Raw genomic sequence first — 26,820 nt, 5'->3', positions numbered from 1 at the left:
TCAGCCAACCGTTGCCTCAGCGACCCGCCAGTGAACCAACAACCGTGGGCAGACAGCTGCCATCTTGCGTAGCCATTCAGCGCTACGTCGTTTGTGTCGCGACAGTGTCTTGTACTTCCGTCTGGCCCAGCGCTCGAGCTTCCGATCGACATATTGGAAGATCGCATACATCGCCGTTCGATAGAACGCCCCATAGTAGTTCCACCACCCTTGTATCGCTGGATTGCATTGCTGCGCAAAGTCTTCAAGCGTGGCTGGAGTCCGACGATGTATCTGCCACTCGGTACCGTTTGCCTCATCCGTTTCAGCGCATCGTTGCTCGCCGCCGGCAGGAAACAGAGTTGAGGCCGCCCACCCTGATTCGGTTGCAAATCCTGCCGCAAAGATACCGCGAATCCTTTGACAATTGTTCACTGTTCCCGTTTTCCATTGTGCTAAAAGGACGATTCCCCGGCATGGCCGGAACCTTTTTTGAACGGAGATTCGATGGCGGTCCCTTTGCATTTATGGCTGAAAGACGAAGGCGGTGCAGACATTCGAGGATCAAGCTCGGTAGCAGGCCGCGAGGGGAGCATTGAAGTTCTGAGCCTCACGCATGGCATTCATACACCCACGGACGGAAACACCGGGAAGCTAATGGGTACACGTTCCCATCGTCCGATAACTATCGAAAAGGAAATTGACCGCTCATCCGCTCTGCTATATCGCGCGGTTGTGTGCGGTCTGACGCTTCAGGCTGGCGAACTAAAGTTCTATCGCACCAACGAAGCAGGCAGGGAGGAAGCGTACTTCACGATGTCGATGAAGAACATCAAAGTCGTCGGCATGTCACCGCGTGTTCCGAACATCAAGGAAACGGCCAGCGCGCACCGCAATCACTTTGAAATTGTCGAACTGATGTACGAGGAAGTCACGTGGACCTATGCGGACGGCAACATGGTTTTCAAAGATGGTTGGAACTACATCTAAGGGATCGCGATGCCGATACGCTGCACCTTTGGACTGAACAGCAAAACCACGTCTGCGTTGCACTGCTCTGGCTTCGGTACAGTCACCGCCTATTCCGGTCAGAAGTGGGGACGTGATAACCCGAAAGCGATAGCCGCACAAGACGTAGGACCGCTCCCGCCAGGCACGTACTATATCGTTGACCGGCAATCAGGCGGAATGCTCGGTTGGGCGCGTAATCTGTGGTCGGAGTATGGCTACGGGACAACCGACCGGACGACATGGTTTGCGCTATGGAATCCGACGACTGGTGATACGACAATGGTCAATGGCATCCGTCGCGGCAATTTCCGTTTGCACCCGGAGGGACCGCGACGTCTAAGCGAAGGTTGTATTACCGTGGTCAGTCACCTTGAATTCGATCAGCTTAATCGGTTCATTCGCTCCCGCAAGCCTACTTTGCAGGTTCCCGGCAGCGACATGCGCGCCTACGGTACGGTGGACGTTCGATGAAGAGACGGCTTCAGCGCATAGCAAGCGTGCTTGCGTATGTCGCAGCATCGCTTATCGGCGGCTGGTTCCTTGGCGCGTTTATCTCTCACACGTCGCGATGGATTCCAGAATGGTTATGGAATGCGATACGCGACGCAGTTCGCGCGAGCGGCATCGAGGCGCTACGCGATGAAGATGACATTGAAATGCTGTGCATCTTTGCTCTCACCATTGCATCGTGGCTAACCGTCGCGCTCGTCTTGGGAATTGCATGGTTCGCAGTTGCATCCATCCGAAAGCGACGCACGTAACAATGCCGCTCTTTCATGCCTGCATCCGCATGGCTTCGCAGACACCATGCGGTACGAAAGATTGTTCAAGGCGGCGCAGCGCGCGCAATTCAAGGCCGGATGACTCGCCATCGAGCCATTGCGCGACACGTCCGAGCGCGGACTTGCTTGAGCCTGTCGCCTTTGCGATGGCGCGCAGGGAATAGCCGTTGCGGTACTTCCTCGACACATAGCGCCGCCAGATCAGCGACGACAGCGCGGCGTGAATGCTGATCGGCGCAGCAGGCGACAGCCACATCATGAAACCTTCGACGCCTATTGCCTTCATCGCTTCCGTCGATGCGAAGCGCCCGACCATCACGCAATATTCGGGAGGCGGTAAGCGCCGCTGCATCGCGTCGATGATCATCGAGCATTGCGCGTGAATCTCGGGGATGGTCAAGCCTGAAAAATCGACAGTCGCGGAGCGGGTGCCAATCATACGCGCAGACGCCCACGATGACCATCGTGACGACGCGCGCATATTCGGTGTCGACCTGCGCGGCGGCATCGTTCGAGAGCTAGTCCGCCAGTGCCTGAAATTTTTCGACGTCGGCGGTATACGCCTGACCCGCCAGCGTGATGTCGTGATCGTTGATCTGCACGTAGGCGTTGGTGTCGCCCGAACGCAGCGCGTCACCGGCCTGCTTCAGGATCGACGCGAGATGCATCGACGATTCGACCAGATGCTGCTTCAGGTCCTCATCGAGACCGGTGAATTGCGACGCGTTGCGAAACGATTCTGTTTCGTCGGCGGCACGCCTGAAGGCGGTCGCCGCGCTTTTCAGCGCCGAATCGCGCGTCGCGAGATCGTTGCGCTCCCTGAGTGCAGAGTACGCGCGCGTCAACGCGGCACGCGTGCGGGTGGAATCCTTGTAGCCGTCGTTGACCAGAATTTCCTGCGTCGCAATGCCGTGAATGCGATCGAGGTTGGCGTTCGCGCGACTCAGCGTCACGACGCCAACCACGCCGCCGAACACGATCATCGTCGCGAAGATCAGGAACACACCAAGGAGACTATTTTGAACCGACAGGTTGCGCATGCTGCTTTCAGCCCGGAGTTGTACGATGATCTGTTAAAGGCACGTATACCCTGTGACTTGAGCATGAAAACGCATCACGTCACGATTTAAATCATGGACACCAGGCCGCATACGCGGCACAGGCGACATCGATATATTTCGGACGTCAAATAAAATGGCCCGTGCGTCAGAAGCACGGGCCATTCACGATCGCTTTCGACGCATTCGCGCGCATTCAGAGCGCGCGAATGCGTCAGCGTGATGCGCTTTCCGGAATCAGTTCGAGCCGTCGAACTGCACGATCTCGACCCAGTTCGGATTCTTGCCCACCGGGTACTCGCCGATCGCGCGTAACGCACCCGTCTTTCGGTCGATCCGGTATGCGCGCATCTGCGTCGACAGTTGTCCCACTGCCAGCAGATAGTTGCCCGACGGATCGATATTGAATCCGCGCGGCTGCTTCTCGGTCGGATACGTGCCGATCCGCGTGAGCTTGCCGGTGGCCTGATTGACGCGATATGTCGCGAGCGTGCTCGACGTGCGTTCCGATGCGTACAGGAAACGACCGTCCGGCGTCAGATGAAGATCCGCGCCCCACGGTTTGTCGCCCTTGAAGTTGTCCGGCAGGATCGAGATGGTCTGGATCGGCTTGACGGTGTCGCGGGTTGCGTCGAAGGCCAGCGTATGCAGCTTGCCGTCGAGCTCGTCGATCAGATACGTAAAGCGATGATCCGCCGAGAACACGAAGTGGCGTGGGCCCGACTTTTCCGGCAGCGCATACGCAGGCGCGGCGTCCGGCGTGAGATGGCCGTTCGACGCGTCGAACTTCAGACGAAGCCACGTATCCGAACCGAGCACCGACGCGAACACATAGCGGTTATCCGGCGCATTGCGGATCGCGTGCGCCATCGGGCCGGTGGGGATGGTCTGCTGCACGTCGCCCGCCACGCCATTGGCGCCGATCGGATTGACCGCGAGCAGGTTGCCGCCGTACGACGCGGAAAACAGATAGCGGCCGGTCGCGTCGGTCGACAGATACGCCATACTCTCGGCGAGCGGCGCCGTGCCCAGCTGGATCAGATGGCCATCGAGCGGATTGATCGCAAAGCTCACGACCCGGTACGGCTTCGAACGCAATCCGGCATACAGATGGTGATGATCTGGAGAAAGCGCCATCGGCATCGCGGTGCCGCCGACGGCGACTGTCTGCACCGCGTCGAGCGCCCCGGTCGACGGGTTCAGGCTGAACACCGAAATATCCTGGCTGTCGGCGTTCGATACATACGCATAGGTGGCCGCGTGGCTCGCGCCTGAAGCGGTAAGGCCGATCAGCATGCCTGCGATCGCGCTCAGGATTGTTTTTCTGGTCATGAATGGCTTGCTGGACATCTGGTCTGGTTATTTTCTGGTTGGTGGTTAAGGCACATCAAGCCGCGCGCTGGACGACGCTCAGGTCACCGGCGCCGGGTTGAACAGCGTCAACGCGTTGTGAAGCCCGAGTTTCTCCGCGCAGGTTTCCTTGCGTCCGCTCGCCACGTCGAGCATCAGGCGGAACAGTTCCCAGCCCACGTCTTCGATGGTTGCGTTGCCTGTTGCGATCGTGCCCGCGTCGATGTCCATCAGGTCGTGCCAGCGGCGCGCGAGATCCGAGCGTGTTGCGACCTTGATGACCGGCACTTCAGCGAGGCTGTACGGCGTGCCGCGCCCGGTCGTGAACACGTGCAGGTTGATGCCCGCCGCCAGTTGCAGCGTGCCGCAGATGAAATCGCTGGCCGGCGTGGCCGCGTAGATCAGACCCTTCTGCTGGACCTTTTCGCCCGGCGACAGCACGCCCGAAATCGCCGAGTTGCCCGACTTGATGATCGAACCCATCGCCTTTTCGACGATGTTCGACAGGCCGCCCTTCTTGTTGCCCGGCGTCGTGTTCGCGCTGCGGTCGGCGCCGCCGCGCTTCAGATAATCGTCATACCACTGCATCTCGCGGATGATCGCCGCGGCCACTTCCGGGTTCGCTGCGCGCGCGGTCAGCTGGTCGACGCCGTCGCGCACTTCGGTGACTTCGGAGAACATCACCGTCGCGCCGGCACGCACCAGCAGGTCGGTCGCGAAGCCCACTGCCGGGTTGGCCGTGAGGCCCGAGAATGCGTCGCTGCCGCCGCATTGCACGCCGATCACGAGGTCGGACGCCGGGCAGGTTTCGCGACGGCGGTTGTTCAGTCGCTTCAGATGGCCTTCGGCCGTCTTCATGATCGAGTCGATCATCGACTGGAAGCCGACGTGCGCGTCGTCCTGAAGCACGACCACGTCACCGTTGGAATCCGCAGCGAGGTCGCCGATATCGGCCACTTCCGCGACGTTCGAAGCCGCCGCGATCGGAATCGTGCCCGGCGGCATCAGGCGTTCCGGCTGCAGCTTTTCGCAGCCGAGGCTCACCATCATCACTTCGCCGCCGAAGTTGGGATTCAGGCTGATGTTGCGCACGGTGCGGATCGGCACCATCGCATCGGGCGCGTCGATCGCCACGCCGCAACCGTAGGTGTGACCCAGCCCGACGACGTCGTCGACGTTCGGATAGCGCGGCAGCAGTTCGGCCTTGATGCGCGTCACGGCGTGCTGGACGACGTCGGCGACGCACTGCACCGTCGTGGTAATGGCGAGAATGTTGCGCGAGCCGACCGAGCCGTCAGCGTTACGGTAGCCCTCGAACGTATAGCCTTCGAGCGGCGGCATCTCCGGCGCCTTGATAGTCGCGATCGGCAGATCTTCGAGCCCGGGCGGGCTCGGCATGCGGATTACGTGTTCGTTGATCCAGCTGCCCTTCGACAACGCCTTGAGTGCGTAGCCGATCACCACGTTGTAGCGGATGACCTCGTCGCCTTCCGCGAGATCGGCAAGCGCCACCTTGTGTCCCTGCGGCACGCGTTCGCGCAGCGTCAGGCCGTCGGGAAACACCGCGCCTTCACCCAGGCCGCCGTCGTTGACGACAATCGCGACATTGTCATTGGGGTGAACGCGGATGTAGAGCGGAGTCAGTTCCATTGCATCAATCCTTATGGGCGCGTATGCGCCTGCTACGCCAACAATTCATACGTCATCCTACAACATGAAAGCCCGAAAGGATGGTCCGTATTAACCCTATACTGTCCATTATGACGCTAAATCCCGGTTGTGGCGCTCGATTTGTTGTTGTACGATGACGTATAAGAACTCTCTGTACCCGAACTCGTAGCCCAGGATACTTAATCATGACGACACCGCAGGAACTGAAGCAGATTGTTTCGGAAGGCCTTCTTTCCTTCCCCGTGACCGACTTCAACGAACAAGGCGATTTTCGCGCCGATACCTATGCTGCGCGCCTCGAATGGCTTGCACCCTATGGCGCATCGGCGCTCTTCGTCGCCGGCGGCACGGGTGAATTCTTCTCGCTGACCCATAACGACTACTCGAACGTCGTGCGCACGGCCACGGAAGTTTGCAAGGGCAAGGTACCGATTCTGGCCGGCGCAGGCGGCCCGACGCGCGTCGCGATCGCCTACGCACAGGAAGCGCAGCGTCTGGGCGCGAACGGCATTCTGCTGATGCCCCACTACCTGACGGAAGCAAGCCAGGAAGGCATCGCCGCGCACGCTGAGGAAGTCTGCAAGTCCGTGCCGGACATGGGTGTGATCATCTACAACCGCGCGAACTCGAAGCTGAACGCCGACATGCTCGAGCGTCTGGCCGACCGTTGCCCGAACCTGATCGGCTTCAAGGACGGCGTGGGCGAAATCGAAAACATGGTGACGATCCGCCGCCGCCTCGGCGACCGCTTCTCGTACCTCGGCGGCCTGCCGACGGCCGAAGTCTATGCCGCGGCCTACAAGGCGCTGGGCGTGCCGGTGTACTCGTCGGCGGTGTTCAACTTCATCCCGAAGACGGCGATGGACTTCTACCGCGCCATCGCGGCGAACGACCACGCAACCGTCGGCAAGCTGATCGACGAATTCTTCCTGCCGTACCTCGCGATCCGCAATCGCCGCGCAGGCTACGCAGTGAGCATCGTGAAGGCTGGCGCGAAGCTGGTCGGCCACAGCGCAGGTCCGGTGCGCGCACCGCTGACCGACCTGACCGAAGACGAAATGAGCCAGCTCGACGTCCTCATCAAGAAGCTCGGCGCGCAGTAAGCGCCCCGGCCGCACGGCGCGCGTAACTGCGCGCCATGTCGCCAGCAGGAGCGCCCGGAACGCACGCGTTGCCGGGCGCTTTTGTCAGATACACGGCTTTTCGCGCACCGCGAGGCCGATCACGCCGACTGGCAGGCCGTGTGAGTTCCGGCTGCCGCCGCATCGAAGCTGGGGAGCCTCTGCCCCCGCCTGAAAAATTCAGGAGACGATCATGGAAATGAGCCACGCCGCGAATCCCGCACACGTCGCGAAGCGCACGAAAGTCCGCTATGCGATTCTGCTGCTGATCTTCGTCATCACGACGTTCAACTATGCGGACCGTGCGACGCTCTCCGTGACCGGCTCGGCGATGCGCGCGGAGTTCGGCTTCGATGCGATCCGGATGGGCTACATGTTCTCCGCGTTCAGCTGGGCGTATGTGCTCTCGCAACTGCCTGCCGGGTGGCTCCTCGATCGCTTCGGCGCGCGGCGCGTCTACGCCGCGAGCATTTTCCTCTGGTCGCTCTTCACGCTGCTGCAAAGCTCGATCGGTGTGCTCGGCAGCGGTGCTGCCGCAGTCGTCGGCCTCTTTGTGCTGCGTTTTGCGATGGGCGCGGCCGAATCGCCGGCGTTTCCGGCGAACGCAAAGGTCGTGGCCAGCTGGTTTCCGACGACAGAACGCGGCGCCGCATCGGCGATCTTCAATTCGGCCCAGTATTTCGCTGCCGTCGTGTTCACGCCGCTGATGGCGTGGCTCACCCATGCGTTCGGCTGGCACGCGGTCTATCTCGTGATGGGCGTAGCCGGACTCATGCTCGCCTTCACGTGGCTCAAGGTCATGAAGAACCCTGCCGACCATCCGCGCGTCTCGCGCGCGGAACTCGACTACATCGAGCAGGGCGGCGGCGTCGTGAATGGCCACCGCAACGCCCAGCCGGATGACGTCGTGCGTACCGGCGGCTGGCTCCTCGTGCGTCAGCTGCTCGGCAACCGGATGCTGCTCGGTGTTTATCTGGCGCAGTTCTGCATCAACGTGCTCACCTACTTCTTCCTGACGTGGTTTCCGATCTACCTCGTCCAGGCGCGCGGCATGACGATCCTGCAGGCCGGTCTGGTCGCTTCGCTGCCGGCGATCTGCGGCTTTTCGGGCGGCGTGCTGGGCGGTTTCCTGTCGGACTCGCTGATCCGCCGCGGCCATTCGCTGACGTTCGCCCGCAAGCTGCCGATCGTCGGCGGCATGCTGCTGTCCGCCTGCATCGTCGGCTGCAATTACGTCACGACCGACTGGCTCGTCGTTGCCCTGATGTCGCTTGCGTTCTTCGGCAAGGGCATTGGCGCACTCGGCTGGGCCGTCGTCGCGGACACGTCGCCGAAAGAAGCGCTCGGTCTGTCGGGCTCGATTTTCAACATGTTCGGCAACGCGGCCGGCATCGTGACGCCGATCGTGATCGGCTATCTCGTCGCGCAGACGGGCTCGTTCAACGGCGCACTCGTGTTCGTCGGCATCAACGCGCTAATCACGGTGTTCAGCTATCTCGTGATCGTGAAGGACATCAAACGGGTCGAACTGCGTACGGTGTGATCCGGCACGCGTTCCGGTGGGGGGCGTCGCCGCGTTTCGCACCGGAACGCGCTGACATGTGGGCGATTCGTCCCGCGCGGCCGTGGCCACCGCGACGGTTCGCGCGGATCCTGGAAAGGCTCACCTGTCGACCAGAGTTGGCGCTTCAGCTGTCGACCAGAGTTGGCGCTTCAGCGCCCTACTCTGGTCCCATGCAAAGCACCCTACTCTGGTCCCATGCAAAGCACCCTGCTCTGGTCCCATGCAAAGTACGTTACGCCGGTCTCGCACAAGATGCTGGCACTTTATCTGACCAGTCATCTGACAACGGTATAATCAGTCGCAGCATATCTCTGCATTCATCAATTCGAGGGCGTTCACGATGGCTACAACACTGGCATCCGCGGCGCCGGCGCGACGGGCCCGCAATCTCGCCGAGTACGTCGTCAATTACGTCAGCGAACAGATCGCGACGAGCGCGCTCAAACCGGGCGACAAACTGCCGACGGAATCGCAACTGATGGTCACGTTAAGCGTGAGCCGCACCGTGATCCGCGAGGCCATTTCGCGCCTGCAGGCAGGCCGCATCATCGAAACGCGCCATGGCATCGGCAGCTTTGTGCTGGAGCCGCCGCGCGAGCGACTTGGCATCGACATGGTGCCCGCCACCACCCTGCGCGACGTGCTGTCCATCCTCGAGCTGCGCATCAGCCTCGAAACGGAATGCGCGGGTCTCGCGGCGCAACGCGCAAGGCCCGACGACGTCGCCCGCATGCGCGCCGCACTCGACGCGATCGAAGCCACGCGCCTGAACGGCCAGGACAGCGTCGACGCCGATCTCCAGTTTCATATCTCCGTCGCACGCGCGACCGGCAACCGCTACTTCGTCGATATCCTGTCGCAGATGGGCAGCGCGCTCATTCCGCGCAACCGGCTCGACTCGGCCGGCATTGCACGCGCCGAACCGGATGCGTACCTGTCGCTCGTGAACCTCGAACACGAGAGCATTCTCGAGGCGATCTCGCGTCACGATGCGGAAGGCGCGCGCGCCGCAATGCGCATGCATCTGTCGAACAGCCGCGAGCGGCTCAGGCGCGCGAACGAAACGACCGAAGCGGCCGGCTGACTGGGCCCGCCGCTTCACGCGAACAGCGCAATACATCCAGAAGCCAGAACGCAGATGGCCGGGAATGAATCGCTTCATTCCCGGCCATTTTTCATGCTGCTATCTGCGTCGGGCAGCTTAGCTGCGCGTGATCTCGCCGTCACGACGACGCCACAGGTCGAGCGGATTTCCGTCGGCGAGCGCCAGCGGCAACAGGTCGGCCGGGAAGTCCTGGTAGCACACCGGGCGCAGGAAACGCTCAATCGAAGTTGTACCCACCGACGTCACGCGGCTGTCCGCCGTTGCCGGGAACGGGCCACCGTGGACCATCGCATGCGAAACCTCGACGCCCGTCGGGAAGCCGTTGACCAGGATGCGGCCTGCCTTGCGCTCGAGGATCGGCACCAGCTTTTTCGCTGCCGCCAGATCGCTGCTGTCCATCTGCACGGTCGCCGTGAGCTGGCCGGCAAAGTGCTCGGCGACCGCCAGCATGTCCTGCTCGTCGCGGCAACGCACGATCGTCGAAGCGGGGCCGAAGACTTCATCTTCGAGGTCCGGCGTGGCGAGGAACGTCTGCGCGTCCGTCACGAAGAGCGCGGCACATGCCTGCGTCGGGCCCGTTGCGGCAGCGCCGTGCGCCACAGCTTCCACACCCTTGATCGCGGCCAGCTTGCTTTCGCCTTCTTCGTACGCGGCGTGGATGCCGGACGTCAGCATCGTCTGCGCGGGCTTCGCGCCCAGCGCCTGCGAAGCGGTTGCCACGAAGCCCTTGAGCGCGTCGCTGTCGACGGCAATCGCGAGGCCCGGGTTCGTGCAGAACTGACCTGCGCCAAGCACGAGCGAATCGACGAAGCCGCGCGCGATGGTTTCGCCGCGCGCCGCGAGGGCGTCCGGCAGCAGGAAGACCGGGTTGATGCTGCTCATTTCCGCATAGACCGGAATCGGTTCAGGGCGCGCTGCAGCGACGCGCATCAGCGAAGTGCCGCCAGCACGCGAACCGGTGAAGCCCACGGCCTTGATGGCCGGATGCGCGACGAGCGCTTCGCCCACCAGGCTGCCGGCGCCGACGATCATCGAGAACACGCCTTCCGGCAGGTCCATTTCCTTCGCGACACGTTGAATCACGCGACCGACCATTTCCGAAGTGCCGAGGTGGGCACGATGCGCCTTCACGACGACCGGGCAACCGGCTGCCAGCGCGGCGGCGGTATCGCCACCGGCGACTGAAAACGCCAGCGGGAAATTGCTCGCGCCGAATACGGCGACGGGGCCAAGTGCGATCTTCTGCATGCGCAGGTCCGAGCGCGGCAGCGGCTTGCGTTCCGGCAGCGGGGAATCGAGCGTCGCGGCGAGCCACTGGCCTGCACGCACGACCTGCGCGAACAGTTTCAGCTGGCCGGTAGTACGGCCACGCTCGCCTTCGAGGCGTGCCTTCGGCAGACCGGATTCTTCATGCGCGCGCTGGATCAGCGTGTCGCCGAGTTCCGTGATGCCGTCTGCGATACGTTCGAGAAATTCGGCACGCACCGTCAACGGCAGGTTGCGGTAAGCATCGAACGCCTGCTGGGCCAGCTCGCACGCACGTGTGACATCGGCAACTGTACCCGTGCCGAACACCGGCTCGGCGATCTCGGAACCCGTGGTGGGATTGAACGCGCGCAACGGTTTTTCGTTGCCACGCACGGCCTCACGGCCAATCAGCATTTCGCCGGTAATAGACATTTCGCTTTCCCTGGATGAAGGCATTTGATATCGGTCATCCTACAACATAACGGCCTGTCGCCGCAATGTCGATCGCCGCATTCCCCTCTTCTCCGGTGGGATTTTACGGGCGCGCCTACGTAGTGGATTTGCGTCAGCCGCCAAATGACATACGACGACCGATGACATTGAACGAAAACATCGTAGGAATAAAAAATGGAGCGAAGGGAATCCCCTTCGCTCCATCGCCGAAGCGGGCTAAAACAACCCCGCTTCAGATGCCCGCTGCCGCATAACGGCGAGCGGGCCAATCATCGTGTCGCGGCAATCCGGAGATTGCCGCCGGCACATCGACCCATCAGAACTTGGTGATCATGCCCACGCCGACACCCACCTGGCTGCGCGACGAAGCCGGGCTGTTCTGGTCACCGACGCTAGCCGTCGCGTTGATGATGTGGCCAAAGCCTGCCGTGCCAAGCGTCTGGCCGTTAGCACGCTGGTAAGCCTCGAGTGCGTACAGGCTGGTGCGCTTCGACAAGCTGTAGAACTGCGACAGGTTGAACTGGTTGTAGCTCGCAGCGCTCGTGATGCCGTTCGATTCGGTAGCACGCGTATAGCTGTAGCCCGCAGCAAGATCCAGCGCCGGCGTGATCTTGTAATGCAGGACAGCGCCGCCCGTGTTGAAAATCGCTTCGTTGACGAACGCCGAGTGGATGCCCGGGATGTATTGCACGTTCGAATACGAGAACGAAATGTCCCACTGCTGGTTGAATGCCCAACCGCCCGTCACCGCGACGCGCTGTTGCGCCTGCGCCGTCTGGTAGCCGTTGTTGATCGCCGACACAGACGGAGCGGTGCCCGAAGCCGTCGACGTCGTCGAATCAGTACCCCATGCGCCACCGCCCGAAGTCGAGTTGTTGATGCGCTGGAAGCCGGCCGCGATGCCGAACGGACCGGTTACGTATTGCGCTGCGGCACTCCACGTCGAACCTGCGTTCGTGCTGCCCGGCACGCCACCCAGCGAATACGAACCGCCGATCGTCAGGCCGTGCATGTTCGGCGACTGGTACACGAGCGAGTTGTTCGCGCGGTACACCGTATCGAGCGAGTCGATATCGCCCGGGTGCGCGCCGTAAGCGCCTGTCAGCCACGTGGTCGGGCTGTACGGCGACAGCAGCGTGTAGTACGACGTGTACTGACGGCCAGCTGTGAACGTACCGTACGCCGCATTGGTCATCCCAACGTATGCCTGACGGCTAAACATCAGGTTGGACGTCGACATCGCGCCCGAGCTCGGGCTAAACCCTTCTTCCAGCTGGAAGATCGCCTTGGTGCCGCCACCCAGATCTTCAGCGCCCTTCAGGCCGAAGCGGCTGCCAGCCCATACGCCGTTGACCATCTTGACCACCGAATGGCCGCCGCTGTTCGAACCGAGCGGCGCCTGGCTGCTGAGATAGCCAATCCCGGCATCGACGATACCGTACAGCGTGACACTGCTTTGCGCGTGAGCGCCAAGCGCGACCAAACCCAGGGCCGAGGTTGCAATTACTTTTTTCATTTAGACTCCTCTGTAAAAATCTGTTGTTGCCTTCCCGTCGCAGCTACACAGTGTCCCGTACTGCGCGGCGCTGATGTCCAGATACTTCCTCAGCCTCTCCGCTACGACCGATAACGTGTTGCGCGCGAGATAGCTGCTCGCCAATCCGGCCCAACCAGGCCAACCATCCACGGGCGTTTGCCCCTGGATTTCGTTACAGCCCCTCTGGGTGTTGCCTTTCAATCACATGGACCGATCGGCGGGGGCGCACCCGCTGCCGGGAACCCCTTCCACCAGAGAAACCGTCGCGTCACGTCCACATCTGTACGTTGCCTGCAACTCGCACAATCTATCTGTGAGACGAAGAATTGCGCGCGTTTCTGTGACTGACTGCCGAGTTCGTCGCAATAAAGACGACTTGTCGGAACTCCGCCTTGTTGTACGACAACGTACTATCATTGAGCTTTCCTTGAATTTCAATTAGGCATTTACCCCTATTTATCTGCTGCAAATACAAGGGGAAGCCCGTGGTCAGGCGGTCTTCGAAGCTCACTTTTATTATGTGACGTCATACAACATAGCGTGATTTCTCCGCACTAACCCGCCTCATCCTCCATTTTTCGGAATCAGCAATGATTGGGCTCGCCGTTGCGCAAAACCGCTCTGGGACACGCGCACGGCCGCGCGACGGGAAAACGAACCGTTTCGGGCGGCCCGTCTTACATATTGATCAGTTCGTCTGACGTCGCTTCAGATACCGTGCTTCCAGCGCGTAAAGAACGGTCCATCCGCAACCTTGACGAAAGGCTTCGCGGGCCTCGTGTGACACCTCGCTTTCAACCAGAAAGCCACACCTGGCGTGGTTTTGCGAGACGCTTTACTTCGTCTTTAGTTAAGCGCAACGTGCACACTTGACGCGCCGCGTTGCCATTTTTTCCGCCGTTCTTCTTGCCGGCACACGCCCGCCTGAGGCCTGCGCGTCCATCGCCAGTGGCACCGAAATTGCTGAATCCGTCGATATTCCCCGATGCACGAAGCCGCTGTGTCGCGAATCTGCATCGACCTTTCATGGAGCACGCAGAGCGTCATGTCCCACCCTTCCGACCGCCCGGATCCCGCCACGGGATCGACCGAATCGTCCAGCCTCCCCGACACGAACGCCCTGCCGAACACGTCGCGACGACGTTTTCTGCAATCGGCAGCAGCCGCCGCGACTGTTGGCGCCGCGCCACACGTCCGGGCACAGCAGCAACCGGCCGCGCCGCCGCCCGTCGCACGCGCGAGTGTGCCCGCGCGCCCGGTCACGCTCAACGTCAACGGGCGCGCATACACCCTGCAACTGGAGCCGCGCGTCACGCTGCTCGACGCTTTGCGCGAATACGCTGGCCTGATGGGCACGAAGAAGGGCTGCGACCGCGGTCAGTGCGGCGCGTGTACGGTGCTCGTCGAGGGGCGGCGCATCAACGCGTGCCTGACGCTTGCGGTGATGCACGAAGGCGAAGCGATCACGACCGTCGAAGGACTGGCCCGCAACAACACGCTGAGTCCGATCCAGCAGGCCTTCGTTAAACACGACGCGTTTCAGTGCGGCTACTGCACGCCGGGGCAACTGTGCTCGGCCACCGCGCTGCTCGACGAGTTCAGGGCCGGCACCGCCAGCACCGTCACGGCGAACGTGCGCGTGCGCCCGCCGCAACTCTCCGACGACGAGATCCGTGAGCGCATGAGCGGCAACATCTGTCGCTGTGGCGCGTATCCGAACATCGTCGCGGCGGTGCACGCCGTGAACGACGGCATGGCCTGAGGAGACCGGTTATGGAAGCGATCTCCTACGAACGCGCCAGCGACGTCGCCGGCGCCATCCGTTCCGCCCAGCAGCCGGGGACGGCCTTCATCGGCGGCGGCACGAACCTGCTCGACCTGATGAAAGGTGGCGTCGCGCGCCCGGTGCGGCTTGTCGACATCACACACATTCGCGGGCTCGACAGCGTGGACGCGCTGCCCAACGGCGGCCTGCGTATCGGCGCGCTCGTGCGCAACAGCGACGCGGCCAATCACGCCACGGTGCGAAGCCGCTATCCGCTCCTCACGCAGGCGCTGCTCGCGGGCGCATCGGCGCAGTTGCGCAATATGGCGACCGTCGGCGGCAACCTGATGCAGCGCACGCGCTGCAACTACTTCTACGATCCCGCGTTCGCCCGGTGCAACAAGCGCGAGCCCGGCAGCGGCTGCGCGGCGATCGACGGTCACACGCGCATGCATGCGATTCTCGGTGCGAGCCCTCAATGCATCGCGGTGAACCCGTCGGACATGAGCGTGGCGCTCGCCGCGCTCGATGCCGTGGTGCGCGTGAACGGCCCGCACGGAGAACGGACAATCGCGTTCGGCGACTTTCACCGACTGCCCGGCGACCGGCCCGACCTCGATACGACGCTGCGGCCCGGCGAACTCATTACGTCGGTCGACCTGCCGCCGCCTCTATATAGCGATCACGCGTATTACCTGAAGGTGCGCGACCGCGCGAGCTATGCATTCGCGCTCGTTTCCGTCGCGGCGGCGCTGCAGATGGACCGCGGCACGATCCGGAGCGCGCGCATCGCGCTGGGCGGCGTCGCGCACAGGCCATGGCGCGCGAATGAGGCCGAGCAGATGCTCGCGGGACACGCCCTCAACGACGCGAACCTGCAGGCCGCCGCCGCAGCGGCGCTACGCGATGCGAGGCCGCAGCGCGACAACGCGTTCAAGATCCAGCTCGCGCAACGATCGATTGTTCGCGCGCTGAAAGAGGCTGCGCAGCAGCCGGGAGGTGTCGCATGAACATGATCGGCCTCCCGCTCGACCGCACCGACGGCCTCCTGAAAGTCACCGGCGAAGCGCGCTATGCCGCCGAGTTTCCCGCCGCGCGACTCGCGCACGCGGTGCTCGTCACGAGCACCGTCGCCAGCGGCAGCATCGCTTCGATCGATTCCGCGCGTGTCCAGACGATGCCCGGCGTGATCCTCGTGATGACGTACCAGAACGCGATGAAGCTGCCCAACGGCGGCCGGCCGCCGCTTGCGCCGCCGGCCGGACGTCATCTGTCGCTGTTGCAGGACAACCAGGTGCATTACAGCAACGAGCCGGTCGCGGTCGTCGTCGCGGAAACGCTGGAACAGGCCACCGATGCCGCCCGCCAGTTGCGCATCGCCTACCAGCCCGCGCAGGCAACGCTCGACTTCGCGCGCGCGAAGTCCACCGCGCACGCGCCCGACAAGCCGCAGGGCCGGCAGACCGACACGCTGCGCGGCGACATCGACGCGGGCCTCGCAAGCGGCACGACGCGCATCGACGCGGTCTACACCACGCCGATGGAGCATCACAATCCAATGGAACCGCACGCGACGCTCGCGATCTGGGACGGCCCGAACCTCACGCTGTACGACTCGACACAGGGTGTCTCGGGCGCGAAGACCGCCATCTCGAAGACGTTCGGCATCGGCGCGGACAACGTGCATGTGATCTCGCCGTTCGTCGGCGGCGGCTTTGGCTGCAAGGGGTCGTCGTGGTCGCACGTGACGCTGTGCGCGATGGCCGCGAAGCAGACTGGCCGACCCGTGCGGCTCGCGCTGGAGCGCCCGCAGATGTTCGGCCCGGTCGGCGGCCGGCCGATGACCGAGCAGCACTTCGTCATCGCCGCGCGCAACGACGGCACGCTCACCGGCATGCGCCACGATACATACTCGAACACTTCCGTCATCGAGGACTGGACCGAAACCTGCGCGATGGTCACGCGCATGCTCTACGCCGTGCCCAACCAGTCGACCACGCACCGGCTCGTGCCGCTGAACGTCGGCACGCCGACGTTCATGCGCGCGCCGGGCGAGACCACGGGTTCGTTCGCACTGGAATCCGCGATGGACGAACTCGCGTGGGCGCTGAAGATGGACCCCGTCGCGCTGCGTCTGAAGAACTACGCCGAAGCCGATCCGCAGGAAAACAAGCCGTGGTCGAGCAAGGGCCTGCGCGAGTGCTACCGCCTCGGCGCGGAAAAGTTCGGCTGGTCGCGACGCACGGCCACGCCCCGTTCGATGCGCGACGGGAACACGCTGATCGGCCTCGGCATGGCGACGGCGACCTATCCGGCGAACCGCAGCGCGGCCTCGGCGATCGCCCGCATCCTGCCGGACGGCACCGCGATGGTCGCGTCGGGCACGCAGGATCTCGGCACCGGCACGTATACCGTGATGACCCAGGTCGCCGCCGACGCAATGGGGTTTTCGCCCGACACGATCCGCTTCGCGCTCGGCGATTCGTCGCTGCCGCAGGCGCCGGTATCGGGCGGCTCGCAGTCGGTCGCGAGCGTTTCCCCCGCCGTGCGCGATGCCGCCGCGCAGGTCCGCGCAAAGCTCATCGCGATGGCGCTTGCCGATCCGGCATCGCCCGTGCACGGCGCGACGCCTGACGAAGTCACCGTCGAGAACGGCTGGGTCGTCAGCACGCAAGACGCGTCGCGACGCGACCCGGCCGGTGCGATCCTCGCGCGCGCGGGCGGCCAGCCGATCGAGGCGCAGGCGAGCGTCAAGCCTGGCGACGAAAAGCAGAAGTTCTCGTTTCACTCTTTCGGTGCGGTGTTCGCGGAAGTGCACGTCGATGCCGATCTCGGCACGATTCGCGTCGCGCGGATCACGTCGGTGTATGGCGTCGGCCGGCTGCTCAACGCGAAGACGGCGCATAGCCAGTTGATGGGCGGCATCGTCTGGGGTATCGGCGCGGCGCTCGAAGAAAAAACCGATCTGGACACGCGCTACGGCCGCTTCGTGAACGGCAATCTCGCGGAATATCACGTGCCCGTGAATGCCGATATCAACGCCATCGACATCGGCTTTATCGATGAAGTCGATCCGCACATCAATTCGCTTGGCGCGAAGGGAATCGGTGAAATCGGCATTACGGGCGTGCCGGCGGCGATCGCCAACGCGGTTTTTCACGCGACAGGCGTGCGTGTACGCGATTTGCCCATTACACTCGACAAGGTATTCATGGGTTCCACGCAAGCGTGACGTGCCGTTTCATGCGCAGTGCAGGGCGCGCATGAAACGACGCCGACACGCATTGACACGCGGTCATGGCCGAACGGCATGACCGCGCTTTTTTTGGTGCGTGACGTCATGCGTTGCCTCGCACGCATTGGCGCCCATACCCGCTTGCCTGATCGCGCGTTGCGCCGCACAATCGGCGTATCTCCTCTCCCCGGTGCCGTCCCATGGCTTATGCGTCGTTCGCCACTGGCGTGCTGCTGGCCGCAGGCTACGGGTCGCGCTTCGATCCAGCGGGCATTCACAACAAGCTGCTCGCGCGCCTGCCCGGCGGTCAGCCGGTCGCGCACGAGGCCGCGCATCGTCTGCTGATGATCGTGCCGCGCGTGCTCGCCGTCGTGCGGCCCGGGTCCGACGCGCTCGCACGCGTCTTGAACGATGCCGGCTGCGAAGTGATGTTCTCGATCGACGCCGAACGCGGCATGGGCGCGAGTCTCGCGGCGGCCGTCGAAGCGAGCCGCGACGCGGAAGGCTGGATCGTGTCGCTCGCCGACATGCCGCGCATCGCGCTCTCGACGATCGAGACGGTGGCCCGCAAGCTCGATGAAGGCGCCGCGCTTGTCGCGCCGTTCTACAACGGCGAGCGCGGACACCCCGCAGGATTCGGCACGCAACATTTCGACGCGCTCGTCGCGCTCGACGGCGACACGGGCGCGCGCGACCTGTTCAGGCGGCACGAGGTCACGCGGGTCGACGTCGACGATCCCGGCATTCTGCGCGATGTCGATACGCCCGACGATCTGCTCGGGCTGGCCTGAGCCCGATCTGCGCGATCTGCGCGACGCGCACTGGATCGGCATCTGATCCGCATTGCCGCAGCATCAAGGCGCCGGCGCGAAAACATGCGGTCACACAACGTTCGCCGATCAGGACTAAGCTGACGGGAACCGTCTGACGCGTACGCGCATGATCCGCTTCGTAGCGGGCTGCGCACCACGCACGAGGCCATGAGCGAAACCAGTCCGCGTCTTTTCATCGTTTCTCCGCATTTCGACGACGCCGTGTTCAGCTGCGGCGCACTCCTTGCGGCACATCCCGATGCCGCCGTCTGCACGGTCTTCGCCGCGCCGCCCGCGCACGAAATGCAGACGGAATGGGACGCGCGCTCGGGCTTCAGCAGCGCGCACGAGGCGATGCGCGCGCGCACCATCGAGGACAACAACGCGCTCGCCGCGCTCGACGCGATTCCCGTGCGCATGCCGTTCCGCGACGGCCAGTATCTCGATTCGCCGTCGATCAGCAAGCTGGCTGCCGCGCTCGAAGAGATCATCTACGGTTCGACGGCCAATACGCTGCTGATGCCGGTCGGCCTGTTCCACAGCGATCACGAGCTTGTCTCCGATGCGTGCTGCGAAGTGTTGCCGCGGCTCGCGCACCTCACGTGGTTCGCCTACGAGGAAGCGATTCACCGTCGCCAGCCGGGCGTCGTCGAGGCGCGGCTCGCAGAACTCGCGCGACGCGACATCGGCGCGACGCCCGCGCATCCGGACGCGCTGCATACGATCGATCCGGCGCGCCAGACACTCATCAAACGCGACGCAGTCAACGCCTACGCCAGCCAGTTACGCGCGTTCGGACCGCATGCCTGCGACGACGTATTCGCGCCGGAGCGTTACTGGCAGTTGAGTGTGAAGCGCAGGCCGGCGCGTCATGCAGGGAAATGAGCGCCGCCGCACGCGAAGCGCCTGCAGGCAGCCTTCGTTTGGCCTACGCTAGAAAGGATGTCTTTCGATCAGCGGGCGGCTCGGCCGCCGCGATCGCCGGACGCATTCCGGACACGAGGTAAGGTATGACGTATCAGCTGCAGACCAACCCGGTTCCCGATCCGCTCGCGGACCCGACACGCGACCCCGAAGGCGACCCGCTCGCGCCGCCTTCGCCCGGACACAACGACGAACCGCAGCATCCCGATGGTCCACCCAGCAAGGATCCGGTCACGGATCCGCGCTGAGCGGAACAGAACGGCAAGCCGGGAGCGCCGCGACGACACAAAGCGGGGTCAGCGCGCCAGTTCGGCGAAGCCTTGCAGCAGGCGGTCGATGTCGGCCGGATGGATGTTGCCCATCGTCGAGATGCGGAACAGTTCCGCAGACAGGCCGCCCTGCCCCGCGTAGATCACGAAACCGCGGGCCTTCAGCGCGTCATGCAGTTGCGGATACGTGATGCCTTTCGGCAACCGGTACGCGCGCAGCACCACCGACGACTGCTCCGGCGGCACCGCGCTTTCGATTCCGAGCGCGGCGAGCCCCGCGCGCGCCTGTTCGGCGAGCGCCGCGTAGCGCGCGTGACGTGCGTGCCAGCCGCCTTCGTCCTCGAGCTCGCGCAGCGCTTCGACGAGCGCGTAGTACGCGTGCACCGAAGGCGTGAACGGCGTGTTGCGCTGGTCCTGAAGTTTCGCGAGACGCCCGAGGTCGAGATAGAACGTGCGGCTTGCAGCGTTCGCGAGCGCCGCACGGCGCACCATTACGAACGAGGCACCCGGCACGCCGTGTACGCATTTGTTCGCGGTGGCCGCGACGGCGTCGATGCCGCCGTTGACGAAGTCGATCGCTTCGGCGGCGAAGCTGCTCACGCCATCGACCAGCAGACGGATGCCGCGCTGCTGGCAGAGTGCGCCAAGCGCCGCGAGATCGTTCAGACGGCCGGTTGTCGTTTCGTGATGGATCACGGCGACATGCGTGAAGCCGCGCTCGCCGTCGAGGCACGCGGCGATACGCGCAAGATCCGGCGCATCCATCCAGTCGTGCTTCACCGTTTCATGCGCGATCCTGTACTGGCTCGCGATCTGCGTGATGCGCTCGCCGTACACGCCGTTTTCGACGATCAGCAGCTTGCCGTCCTGCGGCACGAGCGCCGCGATCATGCTTTCGACGGCCGCCGTGCCGGAGCCCGTCATCAATACCGCCTGCCATTGCGACGGATCGAGGTCGTACAGCTTCACGAGACGCGTGCGCGCCTCTTCCTGCAGGTCGAAAAATTCGCTCTCGCGATGGCACAGGTCGGTTTGCAGCAGACTCTGGCGCACGCGGTCGGTCAGCGTGACAGGGCCTGGATTGAGCAACAGCATCAGCGCACTCCTTGTTGCGTGCCGATGTGGCGCATCAGGCGCGTCTTCACATCGGGCGGGGTGATGGTGGGACGCGGCAGGCCGTCGGGCGTGCCGCGCCGGATCGACACGCGCACGAAACGCGTGCCGTGTTCCGTGGGTGCGGCGCCGAGCACCTCGTCGAGCAGCGCAAGGTCGTCGCCTTCGACCGCCGACGCGTAGCCGCACGCCGCGGCGACGCCCGCGAACGACACCGCCGGCGAAACGGTCGCCTGGCCGCCCGTCGAATCGTGCGCGCCGTTATCGAGCAGCACGTGCGTGAGATTCGACGGACCATACGCGCCGAGCGTCGCGAAGACGCCCATGCGCATCAGCGCGGCGCCGTCGCCGTCGAGCGCGACCACCTTCAGGTCCGGGCGCGCGAGCGCAAGACCGAGCGCGAAAGGTGTCAGGCATCCCATCGAGCCGACCATGTAGAGCTGGTTCGGACGGTCGTCGATCGCGTAGAGCTCGCGGCCGCAAAAGCCGGTCGACGCGAGCACGACGGTCGACTCGACCGGCGTGTGCGCGATCACGCGCTGCAACGCATCGTGACGCGACGGCAGCGCGTCCTGCGGCACGCCTTTCGATTCAGCGCGCGCGATACACGGTACGTGCGCGGCAGGCGCCGCATTCTGCTTCAGTTCATACGGCGCGACGCTGCCCTTCTGCATGACGAGTGCATACGGGCGCCCGGTTTCGTCCATATGGGCGATCGCGCGGTCAAGCGCGGGACCGATGGCGCCGGCTTCCGTCGGGAACGTCTCCCACGGAATTTCCATCGTATCGAGCATCGCCGGCGTGACGGGGCCCATCAGCGCGTGCTGCGGTTCATCGGGCACGCCCGGCTGGCCACGCCACGTCACGATCAGCAACTGCGGCAGCCGGAACGTCCATGTGAGCGACGTAAGCGGGCTCACCGCGTTGCCGAGGCCGGAGTTCTGCATCATCGTGATGCCGCGCCGGCCGTTTTTCGCGCCCAGCGTCGCGCCTGCGATCAGGGCAACCGCGTCGCCTTCGTTGGCCGCCGACACGTAGTGCAGCGACGGGTCCTGCACCACGTAGTTGATGAACGGCGTGAGATACGAACACGGCACACCCGCGTACCAGTCGAAGCCGCGCTCGCGCGCCGCCTCGACAAATTGCGCGGCTTCGATCATCGAGCCTCCCCGCCGCTCGTGCCGCCGACCGCGAACGGTGTCTGCGCATGCGCGAAATCGCCCGCGCGACGGAAGTCTTCGAGGTCGTTCACACCGCGCCAGTGGCCGTGCACGTACTGCACTTCGATCTGCTCGCCCGCTTCGACGAGCGCGTTCAGGAGCGCCGGCATATCGAGCGAGTCGAAATCCTTTTGCTCACGCAGCTTCGCAACGACAGCCTTCAGACGCTCGCGCCCTTCGCCTCGCACGTTCAGCAGACCCACCCAGCGGCCATCGGGCTTCTGCGCATCTTGCTGTTCGCTGGACACACGCTTCAGCAACACCTTGTTGCCGAAGAGGCCCCGATCGTCGGCCGCCGAGCACCATGCGAAGTCGCGCACGCTGCTGTTTTCCGTCTGCGTGAGCGACGAATCGACCACCACGCTGAAGTCCGCTTCGCTTTCGACGAGATCGCGCACGATATAGCTGCGGAACAGCAGGTCGCCGTAGGAAATCACCGTATCGGTTTGCAGCCCGCCGATCGTGCAGGCGAGCGACGCCAGTTCGCCCGTTTCCGCATGACGTTCGTTGACGACGAGCTTCACGCCGGCCGTGTCGATGGCGTCGGCGCGATAGCCGCCCACCACCGTGATGTCGTTCACGCCCTGCTTCTTGAACGCGTCGACGAGCCAGCGCAAAAGCGGCTTGCCCGCGATCGGCAACATGACCTTCGGCCGGTCGGTCGTCACGGCTTCGAGGCCCGCGCCGCGGCTCGCGGCCAGGACCACCGCCGCGCCCGATGCGCGCGAGGCCGACAGGTAGCGCTTTTCGGCTTCCGAGTATTCGTCGGCGTCCTGCAGACGGAAGATTTCGTTGACGGGCGCGATGCGGTCCTCGACGTCGACGAGCGTCTCGTTCGTGTAGATCTCTTTCGCGACCGCCTGCATCGCGGTGGTCGCCGAGCGGATCAGGTGGTTTGCCCAGATCACCGTGCTGATACCCGCCTTGCGGAACACTTCGGTCGGCGTGCTGTAGTACTTCGTCGGCACGATCACGAGCGGACCGCGGCCCGCCCATTCGCGCGCGAATTCGAGAATCTCGTCCGGGCGTGACAGCTTGCTGTGAATCAGGATCGCGTCAGCGCCGGCCTGACGGTAGGCTTCCGCGCGGCGCAGTGCTTCGTCCATGCCCCAGCCGGCGATCAGCGCCTCGACGCGCGCGACGATCGAGAAATCGTCGTCGGTCTGCGAATCCTTGCCGGCCTTGATCTTGCCGCAGAACTCATCCATTTCCGCGAGCGGCTGGCGCTCGCCGTTGATGAAGCTGTTCGTTTTCGGGAACTGCTTGTCCTCGATACAGACGCCCGCTACGCCGCGTTGCTCCAGCTTGCGCACCAGACGGCGCACGTTGTTGAAGTTGCCGTAACCGGTGTCGCCGTCGAGCAGGATCGGCAGATCGCTCGCGTCGGCCATGAATTCGAGCGTGTCGACGACCTGCGTCCAGCTCGCTTCGTTGTTGTCGCGCACGCCATACTGCGCGGAGATCGCGAGGCCCGACGCCCAGATGCCGCGAAAGCCCGCTTCGCGCACGATGCGCGCGGACAGGCCGTTGTGGGCTTCCATCAGGAATTCGAGTTCGTTGCCAACCAGCATCTGGCGCAACCGTGCGCTGCGCGAAGCGGTCAGGAAATGGGGATCTCTTGCGTTCATCGTGTGACTCCTACAGTCCTCTGAAGGCGCGGCAGGACTTCATTGCCGGCTCGCGCCACATCGTTGGGAAAATCGATTTCGATCCACGGCGCGCCCGTGACGTCCGCGATATCGAATGGGTGATGACCTTCGAGCAGCAGGTCCCGCAACGCCTCTTCATGCGGCATGTTCGAGCGCCCGCCGTCGACGTAGCCCGCGACGATTTCAGCGAAGCGTCGCGCGGTGTCCTCGCGGAAACGGAAAAAGCCGACGGATTCGCCGATCGTGTCGTAGTCGAGGCCGACCGCGAGCTGCTTGCGGAATTCGACCGGCACGCCGTCTTTCAGGCACAGCTTGACGGGTTCGTCGCCCGCCTCGAAGCCTCGGTCGAGCAACACGCGGTTGACGTTCGTGCCGGCCACGAGCGCATCGATCATGCGTGCGTCGTAGAGCACATCGGCGTCCATCAGCAGCACGTCACCCCCGCGCGTCAGTGCTTCGGCCACCGTGTGCACGGTCAGCACGCTGCCAAGCTGGTAGTCCAGATTCAGCACCATCTCGGGAAACGGGTCACAGTCGAGGCGCTCGAGTTCGTCGCGTACGCGCTCCGGCTTGAAACCCACGGCGATCACGATGTCGTCGATGCCGGCGGCGTCGAGCAACTGGAGATGCCGTTCGAGCAGCGAAACGCCGTCAAAGCTCAACAGGCATTTCGGAAATTGCTCTTCGGGCGGCTGCTGGAGGCGCAGGCCGAGTCCCGCGGCAAGAATAATGGCTCGCATGGGTTTTCCGGCACAAAAGGGAATCGGGTTTAAAGGAATGGGCGAAAAAGCCCGCGTCTCATCCGGTTTTTATCAGCCGCAATCATTCGTCTTAAGGGCGATATAACGCGGTATCTCGCGAGCTAAAAGTGGCGACTATAAACGAAATAAAACGGCGCCGTCTTCCGGCTGCGAGCCTTATGGCAATTGATGCAGTTGCGGTGAAAATTGTGTAATTTCCATGTGCATCGTGTGGCATATTCTGGCGAAATTAGCCGAATAAAGACCCAAATGCCTAAACCAGATTTCGATTATCTGGACTTCAGCCGGCATTCGAATCGATTAATGCCTCAATCCGCGCAAAACTGCTTTTCATGCTGCCGGCAGATCCCATTATTTGTCTGTTTATTACGGGTTTCCCCTTCCTGCGCCACGCCAGCCAGGATGCCGTAAACGCGAACATGGCATCGCCCGCATGCCACTTTCCACTTTCGCCAGACCTGCAGCCTCTCAAACCAGCCCGCTTCGACCGACGGAAAACGCGTACACCATGCAGAAGATGACCCTCAACAAAAAACTCGGCTCGATGATCGCCGTACTCTGGATCGGTCTGATCCTGATCGGCGCATTCGGCGCGATGCAGAACCGCGCGTCAATGATTGCCGACCGTCGCGACCAGCTGACGTTCCTGGTGCAGCAGGCCACTGCCGTGGTCAATCATTACTACGCGCTTTCACAACAGCACACGATCACCGAAGACGAAGCCAAAAAGCAGGCGCTCGCCGCCGTCGCCGCGATGCGCTATGGCAAGGACGGCTATCTGTCGATCAACGATTCGCAGCCCGTGATGCTGATGCACCCGATCAGGCCGGAAATGGTCGGCAAGAACCTCGCACAGTTCGCTGATCCGAAGGGCAACCATCTGTTCGTCAACATCGTGAAGGCAGGCAATTCGACCGAAGGCGGTTTCATCGACTACCTGTGGTCGAAGCCCGGCAGTCAGGAACCGGTGGCGAAGACGAGCTACGCGCTGCGTTTCGCGCCCTGGGACTGGTTCATCGTGACCGGCATGTATATGGACGACGTGCAGTCCGCGTTCTACGAGAACCTGGTGCGCTGGCTACTGATCACGGTTGTGCTCGGCGGCGTTGCGACGCTCGTGATGATGCTTGTGCTGCGCAGCGTGCGCCGCACGCTCGGCGGCGATCTGGAAGTGGCCGTCGAAGCGGCGCAGCGCATGGCGCATGGCGATCTCGCGACGTCCGTGCCGGTGCTGAGCCACAACGACCACACGAGCCTGCTGTACGCGCTGCATACGATGCAGCGTGGTCTCGTCGATACGGTTTCGCGTGTGCGCCTTGGTACCGACAACATCAACGTCGGTGCGACAGAAATCGCCGCCGGCAACACCGACCTCTCGCAGCGCACGGAAGAACAGGCCGCGGCGCTCGTGCAGACCGCGTCGAGCATGGACGAGATGACTGCCAACGTGAAGCACAACGCCGACAACGCGCTGCAGGCCGCGGAACTCGCCGGCCAGGCGGCGGACGTCGCGAAGCGCGGCAGCAAGGTCGTCGACGACGTGGTACGTACGATGGGCGAGATCACGACCAGCTCACGGCAGATCGGCGACATCATCGGCGTGATCGACGGCATCGCGTTCCAGACCAACATTCTCGCGCTGAACGCGGCCGTGGAAGCGGCGCGCGCCGGTGAACAGGGACGCGGCTTCGCGGTGGTGGCCGCCGAAGTGCGCAGCCTCGCGCAGCGCTCGGCCACGGCCGCGAAGGAAATCAAGGCGCTGATCGAAACGTCGACCGATACGGTGGAAGAAGGCGCGGCCCTCGTGACGAACGCCGGTTCAACGATGACGGAGATCGTGCAGTCGGTGCGCCGCGTGAACGAGATTCTCGAGGAAATCAGTAACGCGTCGCGCGAACAGAGCGCGGGCATCGAGCAGGTGAATCGCGCGGTCGGCGAAATGGATCAGGTCACGCAGCAGAACGCGGCGCTCGTCGAGCAGGCTGCGGCGGCCGCGCATTCGCTGAAGGACCAGGTGGGCGTGCTGCGCGAAGCAATCTCCAGCTTCTCGCTGCCGGCCTGAACACGTGGCGCGGATGGGATATCGGGTAGGGTGAGGGGTCACCCCCTCAGCCCTCCCACACCACCGTACGTGCGGTTCCGCATACGGCGGTTCATCAAGGACGCTGGAGGCGTCGCTGGGTGTCCAGCAGC

At 63.5% G+C, this 26,820-nt stretch carries 23 protein-coding genes; 12 read left to right on the top strand and 11 right to left on the bottom strand.

Translation table 11 applies throughout. From position 1 onward, the window contains the following. Positions 1-504, bottom strand: a complete 504-nt coding sequence (locus LPA36_RS29630; RefSeq protein WP_407674346.1) for a group II intron maturase-specific domain-containing protein — start codon at positions 502-504, stop codon at positions 1-3. Here LPA36_RS29630 and tssD point away from each other — a divergent pair. Next, positions 487-969, top strand: a complete 483-nt coding sequence (tssD, locus tag LPA36_RS27600; protein ID WP_228883665.1) for a type VI secretion system tube protein TssD — start codon at positions 487-489, stop codon at positions 967-969. The two genes, LPA36_RS29630 and tssD, sit on opposite strands and share 18 nt — an antisense overlap. Positions 970-978: 9 nt before the next feature. Next, a complete protein-coding gene (locus LPA36_RS27595) occupies positions 979-1,461 on the top strand; it encodes a DUF2778 domain-containing protein (RefSeq protein ID WP_228883663.1) in 483 nt (160 codons plus the stop codon). Positions 1,462-1,764: 303 nt separating this feature from the next. On the opposite strand, the gene LPA36_RS27590 is transcribed toward LPA36_RS27595, so the two are convergent. The 4 genes from LPA36_RS27590 to garD all read right to left on the bottom strand — a co-directional run bounded on the left by LPA36_RS27590 (position 1,765) and on the right by garD (position 5,830). Then, the gene (locus LPA36_RS27590) at positions 1,765-2,172 is read right to left on the bottom strand and encodes a hypothetical protein (RefSeq protein WP_228883661.1); all 408 of its coding nucleotides are present in this window, start codon (positions 2,170-2,172) and stop codon (positions 1,765-1,767) included. 118 nt (positions 2,173-2,290) lie between these two features. Next, positions 2,291-2,812 (bottom strand): Tar ligand binding domain-containing protein, encoded by a 522-nt coding sequence (locus tag LPA36_RS27585; RefSeq protein ID WP_228883659.1) that lies wholly within the window; start codon positions 2,810-2,812, stop codon positions 2,291-2,293. A gap of 255 nt (positions 2,813-3,067) precedes the next feature. Beyond that, the gene (locus LPA36_RS27580; protein ID WP_228883657.1) at positions 3,068-4,162 is read right to left on the bottom strand and encodes a lactonase family protein; all 1,095 of its coding nucleotides are present in this window, start codon (positions 4,160-4,162) and stop codon (positions 3,068-3,070) included. Positions 4,163-4,240: 78 nt separating this feature from the next. Next, positions 4,241-5,830 carry a galactarate dehydratase gene (gene garD, locus LPA36_RS27575; RefSeq protein ID WP_228883655.1) on the bottom strand — a complete coding sequence of 530 codons (1,590 nt, stop codon included), beginning with the start codon at positions 5,828-5,830 and terminating at the stop codon, positions 4,241-4,243. 206 nt (positions 5,831-6,036) lie between these two features. Here garD and kdgD point away from each other — a divergent pair, with 206 nt between their 5' ends. From kdgD to LPA36_RS27560, 3 genes are all read left to right on the top strand, one after another. Next, positions 6,037-6,954, top strand: coding sequence for a 5-dehydro-4-deoxyglucarate dehydratase (gene kdgD, locus LPA36_RS27570; protein WP_228883647.1), 918 nt, complete (start codon positions 6,037-6,039; stop codon positions 6,952-6,954). A 211-nt stretch (positions 6,955-7,165) separates the two neighbouring features. After that, entirely contained in the window at positions 7,166-8,515 is a 1,350-nt protein-coding gene (locus tag LPA36_RS27565; protein ID WP_228883645.1) for an MFS transporter, read from the top strand. 361 nt (positions 8,516-8,876) lie between these two features. Then, positions 8,877-9,620 carry a FadR/GntR family transcriptional regulator gene (locus tag LPA36_RS27560; RefSeq protein ID WP_228883643.1) on the top strand — a complete coding sequence of 248 codons (744 nt, stop codon included), beginning with the start codon at positions 8,877-8,879 and terminating at the stop codon, positions 9,618-9,620. A 117-nt stretch (positions 9,621-9,737) separates the two neighbouring features. On the opposite strand, the gene LPA36_RS27555 is transcribed toward LPA36_RS27560, so the two are convergent. Together LPA36_RS27555 and LPA36_RS27550 are read right to left on the bottom strand one after the other, a co-directional pair. Further along, a complete protein-coding gene (locus LPA36_RS27555; RefSeq protein WP_228883641.1) occupies positions 9,738-11,321 on the bottom strand; it encodes an aldehyde dehydrogenase (NADP(+)) in 1,584 nt (527 codons plus the stop codon). Between the two features lie 337 nt (positions 11,322-11,658). Beyond that, the gene (locus LPA36_RS27550) at positions 11,659-12,858 is read right to left on the bottom strand and encodes a porin (RefSeq protein WP_228883639.1); all 1,200 of its coding nucleotides are present in this window, start codon (positions 12,856-12,858) and stop codon (positions 11,659-11,661) included. A gap of 1,066 nt (positions 12,859-13,924) precedes the next feature. Between LPA36_RS27550 and LPA36_RS27545 the strand changes: the two genes are divergently transcribed. The 6 genes from LPA36_RS27545 to LPA36_RS27520 all read left to right on the top strand — a co-directional run bounded on the left by LPA36_RS27545 (position 13,925) and on the right by LPA36_RS27520 (position 19,863). Then, positions 13,925-14,641, top strand: coding sequence for a 2Fe-2S iron-sulfur cluster-binding protein (locus LPA36_RS27545; RefSeq protein WP_228883637.1), 717 nt, complete (start codon positions 13,925-13,927; stop codon positions 14,639-14,641). 11 nt (positions 14,642-14,652) lie between these two features. Then, positions 14,653-15,654: an FAD binding domain-containing protein gene (locus LPA36_RS27540; RefSeq protein WP_228883635.1), complete on the top strand. Its 1,002-nt coding sequence runs from the start codon at positions 14,653-14,655 to the stop codon at positions 15,652-15,654. After that, positions 15,651-17,876: a xanthine dehydrogenase family protein molybdopterin-binding subunit gene (locus LPA36_RS27535; RefSeq protein ID WP_228883633.1), complete on the top strand. Its 2,226-nt coding sequence runs from the start codon at positions 15,651-15,653 to the stop codon at positions 17,874-17,876. Before LPA36_RS27540 ends, LPA36_RS27535 begins: the two co-directional genes overlap by 4 nt. Before the next feature lie 203 nt (positions 17,877-18,079). Then, positions 18,080-18,670, top strand: coding sequence for a nucleotidyltransferase family protein (locus LPA36_RS27530; RefSeq protein WP_228883631.1), 591 nt, complete (start codon positions 18,080-18,082; stop codon positions 18,668-18,670). A gap of 189 nt (positions 18,671-18,859) precedes the next feature. Beyond that, entirely contained in the window at positions 18,860-19,576 is a 717-nt protein-coding gene (locus LPA36_RS27525; protein ID WP_228883629.1) for a PIG-L family deacetylase, read from the top strand. A gap of 125 nt (positions 19,577-19,701) precedes the next feature. Further along, the gene (locus LPA36_RS27520) at positions 19,702-19,863 is read left to right on the top strand and encodes a hypothetical protein (RefSeq protein WP_228883627.1); all 162 of its coding nucleotides are present in this window, start codon (positions 19,702-19,704) and stop codon (positions 19,861-19,863) included. A 48-nt stretch (positions 19,864-19,911) separates the two neighbouring features. Here LPA36_RS27520 and LPA36_RS27515 read toward each other — a convergent pair whose 3' ends face one another. Genes LPA36_RS27515 through LPA36_RS27500 form a run of 4 tightly spaced genes read right to left on the bottom strand, consistent with a single transcriptional unit; the run spans position 19,912 to position 24,606 of the window. After that, positions 19,912-20,979: a 2-aminoethylphosphonate aminotransferase gene (locus tag LPA36_RS27515; RefSeq protein ID WP_228883625.1), complete on the bottom strand. Its 1,068-nt coding sequence runs from the start codon at positions 20,977-20,979 to the stop codon at positions 19,912-19,914. After that, positions 20,979-22,157, bottom strand: a complete 1,179-nt coding sequence (gene aepY, locus LPA36_RS27510) for a phosphonopyruvate decarboxylase (RefSeq protein ID WP_228883623.1) — start codon at positions 22,155-22,157, stop codon at positions 20,979-20,981. The genes LPA36_RS27515 and aepY overlap by 1 nt, the downstream gene beginning before the upstream one ends. Continuing rightward, a complete protein-coding gene (aepX, locus tag LPA36_RS27505) occupies positions 22,154-23,845 on the bottom strand; it encodes a phosphoenolpyruvate mutase (RefSeq protein WP_228883617.1) in 1,692 nt (563 codons plus the stop codon). Before aepX ends, aepY begins: the two co-directional genes overlap by 4 nt. Beyond that, positions 23,842-24,606 (bottom strand): phosphocholine cytidylyltransferase family protein, encoded by a 765-nt coding sequence (locus tag LPA36_RS27500; protein WP_228883615.1) that lies wholly within the window; start codon positions 24,604-24,606, stop codon positions 23,842-23,844. Before LPA36_RS27500 ends, aepX begins: the two co-directional genes overlap by 4 nt. 538 nt (positions 24,607-25,144) lie before the next feature. Between LPA36_RS27500 and LPA36_RS27495 the strand changes: the two genes are divergently transcribed. Further along, positions 25,145-26,689 (top strand): methyl-accepting chemotaxis protein, encoded by a 1,545-nt coding sequence (locus LPA36_RS27495; RefSeq protein ID WP_228883762.1) that lies wholly within the window; start codon positions 25,145-25,147, stop codon positions 26,687-26,689. Positions 26,690-26,820: the final 131 nt, after the last annotated feature.

Origin of the sequence: Paraburkholderia saeva (assembly GCF_907164555.1) — a bacterium.
Lineage (GTDB): Bacteria > Pseudomonadota > Gammaproteobacteria > Burkholderiales > Burkholderiaceae > Paraburkholderia > Paraburkholderia saeva.
The sequence above is the reverse complement of the archived record's forward strand: the minus strand, read 5'-3'. Positions and strand labels throughout refer to the sequence as shown.